Origin of the sequence: Streptomyces coffeae (assembly GCF_016741875.1) — a bacterium.
GTDB lineage: Bacteria > Actinomycetota > Actinomycetes > Streptomycetales > Streptomycetaceae > Streptomyces > Streptomyces coffeae.
The window spans coordinates 1-4,127 of record NZ_JAERRF010000088.1; the positions used below are offsets into that span (position 1 = coordinate 1).

The 4,127-nt window shown below is 72.3% G+C and carries 1 protein-coding gene; it reads left to right on the top strand.

Going from position 1 to position 4,127, the window contains the following annotated elements:
- The coding region (locus JK363_RS40965) for an SDR family NAD(P)-dependent oxidoreductase (RefSeq protein WP_201883416.1) at positions 1-4,127 on the top strand (4,127 nt) is incomplete at both ends.

A 4,127-nucleotide genomic window follows, 5' to 3' on the forward strand; every position in this document is an offset into this window, starting at 1 on the left:
ACGTCGAGGCCGTTCAGGAACGGCTGACCGCCTGTGGCGGTCGTCTGGCGGTTGCGGCGGTCAACGGCCCTGCTGTGGTGGTCGTTTCCGGCGAGGCGGACGCCCTGGACGAACTCCTCACGAGCTGTGAGGCGGATGGTGTGCGGGCTCGCCGTATCGCCGTGGACTATGCCTCGCACTGCGCTCATGTGGAGGAGATCGAGGACGTCCTTCTGCGCGACCTGGCGGACATTGCCCCTCAGGCGGCGCATGTCCCCTTCTATTCGACCGTAACCGCTGAGGTGCTGGACACCGCCGCTCTGGACGCGGGCTACTGGTACCGCAATCTGCGTCGGACGGTCCGTTTCGCCGACACCGTGCGTGCTCTGCTGGATGACGGTTTCCGTCTGTTCGTGGAGTCCAGCGCGCACCCGGTGTTGACGATGGGCATCGAGCAGACCGCCGAGACCCACACCAACACCCCTGTCACGGCCGTCGGGTCACTGCGCCGGAACGAGGGCGGATTGCTCCGCTTCCTGACCTCGGCCGCCGAGGCGTTCGTCGGTGGCGCGAGTGTCGACTGGGCCGGTGTCTTCACAGGGACCGGCGCCACCCGCGTCGACCTGCCCACCTACGCCTTCCAGCGCGAGCGCTACTGGCTGGAGACCACGGGCCCGGTGGTGAGCCGGAACGCCGCTGCCGGTCTGGGGCTCGGGTCCGCCGATCATCCGCTCCTGGGTGCGGTCGTGGCGTTGGCCGACGCGGAAGGGTTCCTGCTGACGGGCCGGCTGTCCGTGCGTACGCACCCGTGGCTGGCCGATCACGCGGTGGCCGAGACGACGCTGCTGCCGGGGACGGCGTTCGTGGAGCTGGCGCTGCGTGCCGGGGACGCGGTCGGCTGCGACCGGCTGGAGGAACTCACGCTGGAAGCGCCGCTGGTGCTGCCCGACGATGGCGCCGTACAGGTGCAGTTGACGGTCGGCGGACCGGACGCGGCGGGGCGGCGGTCGGTGGGGGTGTACTCGCGCCCGGAGGACGCTTCCGAGGGCCCCTGGACGCGGCACGCCACGGGCGCGCTGACGGACAGCCGGGCCGGTGGTGGCGAGGAGGAGAACTCTGTCGCCGCCGAACTGGGCGTCTGGCCGCCGGCCGGCGCGGAGCCGGTCACGGTGGACGACCTGTACGAACGGCTGGTGGCCACGGGGCTGCAGTACGGTGCCGCTTTCCAGGGGGTACAGGCGGCCTGGCGGCGCGGCGACGAGGTATTCGCCGAAGTCGCCCTCGCCGAGGGGCAGCGAGCCGACGCGGGCCGCTTCGGCCTCCACCCCGCACTGCTGGACTCCGCCCTGCACGCCATGGCGTCGGTACCGGACGAACCGGAGCGGAGCGCCGGTGAACGGCGTGCCGGGCTTCCGTTCGTCTGGAGCGGGGTGTCCCTGTACGCCACGGGCGCGGACGCGCTGCGCGTCCGGCTCGCCCCGGCCGGGACGGACGCGGTGTCCGTGTTCGTCGCCGACACCACGGGGGCGCCGGTCGCGGCGGTGACGTCCCTGGTGACACGTACCGTGTCCCCCGAGCAACTGGGGGCTCCGGCGCGGGTCACCGACGAGGCGCTGTTCCGCGTCGCGTGGCGCAAGGTCGCGCCGCGCACCCCGGCGCCGTCCGCGGCGACCCCGGACTGCCCGGAGCTGGAGGAGCTGCGGGCTGCCGTGGCGGGGGGAACCGAGGCTGTGCCCGACGTGGTGCTGGCCTCCTTCACGACGCACACGGACGACAGCACCGGTGCGGGTGCCGGTGATCCGGCAGTTGTGCGCTCGGTGATGCTTCGTGCGCTGGATTCGTTGCAGGCGTGGCTGGCGGAGGAGAGGTTCGCCGGTTCGCGGTTGGTCGTGGTGACCCGGGGGGCGGTGTCCGCCGTCCCGGGTGAGGATGTGACGGACCTGGCGGCCGCCACGGTGTGGGGTCTGGTGCGGTCGGCCCAGGCGGAGCATCCGGACCGGTTCGTGCTGCTGGACCTGGACGACCAGGAGCTGTCCGGTGGGGTGCTGGACGCCGTGCTCGCCTCCGGCGAGCCGCAGATCGCCGTACGCTCGGGCGAATCGCTCGCCCCGAGACTGGCGCGTGCCACCGCCGATGCGGTGGCTGGGCCCGGATCCGGTTCCGTGCCGGCCGACTCCTGGAACCCGGACGGCACCGTACTGCTGACGGGCGCCACCGGCACGCTGGGCGCCCTGGTGGCGCGACACCTGGTCGCCGAGCACGGTGTACGGCATCTGCTGCTGGCCTCCCGACGCGGACGTACGGCGGCGGGTGCATCCGAACTGATATCGGAACTGGGCGAGTTGGGTGCCTCGGTGACGGTCGCTGCCTGCGACACCGCCGATCGGGCGGCCCTGGCGGAGCTGCTGGCTGCCGTGCCCGCCGAGCACCCGCTGACCGCGGTCGTGCACGCGGCCGGCGTCCTGGACGACGGTGTCGTGGAGTCGCTGACGGCAGATCAGGTCGAGGCGGTGCTGCGGCCCAAGGTGGACGCGGCCGTCCACCTCCACGAGCTGACCCGGGACCTGGACCTCGCCGCGTTCGTGCTCTTCTCCTCCGCAGCCGGGACGTTCGGCGGGGCCGGGCAGGGCAACTACGCGGCGGCGAACGCCTTCGTCGACGCCCTGGCCGCCCACCGACGTGCCCACGGCCTGCCCGCGGTATCACTGGGCTGGGGCTTCTGGGCCGAACGCAGCGGAATGACAGGCCACTTGGCCGATGCGGACGTTCGACGCATGCGCCGCGCCGGCATCGCCGCCCTCACGTCGGACGAGGGCCTCGCCCTGTTCGACGCCACGGCGACCCCGGCGATCGACTCGTCCACGGCGGACGCGGTCCTGCTGCCCATACGCCTCGACCTGCCCGCACTGCGCGCCCAGGCCGCGTCCGGCGTCGTACCGACGCTGCTGCGGGACCTACTGCGCATCCCGACCCGCCGTACGGTCGAGACGTCCGGCACCGGTACTGGCACCTCGGCACTGTGGCAGCGCCTGGCGCGGCTCCCGGAGGCCGACCAGGACGAGGCCCTGCGGACGCTGGTGTGCACCCATGTCGCCGCGGTCCTGGGACACGCCGACGAGACCGCGGTCGACAGCGACCGCGCTTTCAAGGAGCTGGGTTTCGACTCGTTGACGGCGGTGGAGCTGCGCAACCGGCTGAACGCGGCCACGGGCCTGCGACTGCCGGCCACCCTCGTCTTCGACTATCCCTCGCCGGCCGTGCTCGCCGGCCATCTGCTGGCGGAACTGTCGGCGGCGCACGGCGGAGCCGTCTTCGGCGCAGCGCGGCCGGCGCTCCCAGCCGCTCGGACGACGGCCGACGAGCCGATCGCCATCGTCGCCATGAGCTGCCGCTACCCGGGCGGCGTCAGCACCCCGGAAGCACTGTGGCAGCTCCTTGAGCCTGGTACGGACGCGATGTCCGCGTTCCCGGACGACCGTGGCTGGGACGTCGAGGAACTTTACGAACCCGGCTCCGAAACCCCGGGGAAGATCCATGCCCGCGAGGGCGGTTTCCTCTACGACGCGGGCGACTTCGATCCGGCGTTCTTCGGGATCTCGCCGCGTGAGGCGCTGGCGATGGACCCGCAGCAGCGCCTGCTCCTGGAGACTTCCTGGGAAGCGCTGGAGCGGGCGGGCATCGACCCGGCGTCGGTGCGCGGCAGCCAGACCGGCGTGTTCGCCGGGATCATGCACCACGACTACGGCCTTCTGCAGGGCCCCGACGGGACTCCCGGTTCCCCCAGCCCCGGCAGCATCGTGTCCGGACGGGTGTCCTACACGTTCGGGTTCGAGGGGCCCGCGGTGACGGTGGACACGGCGTGTTCGTCGTCGCTGGTCGCCTTGCACCTGGCGGTGCAGTCGCTGAGGCAGGGTGAGTGTTCGCTGGCACTGGCCGGCGGTGTGACCGTGATGGCGACGCCGGCGTTGTTCGTGGAGTTCAGCCGTCAACGGGGTCTTGCTCCGGACGGTCGCTGCAAGGCGTTCGCGGCGGGCGCGGACGGCACCGGGTTCTCCGAGGGCGTCGGCGTACTGCTGCTGGAGCGGCTGTCGGACGCCGAGCGCAACGGTCACCAGGTGCTGGCGGTGGTGCGTGGTTCGGCCGTCAAT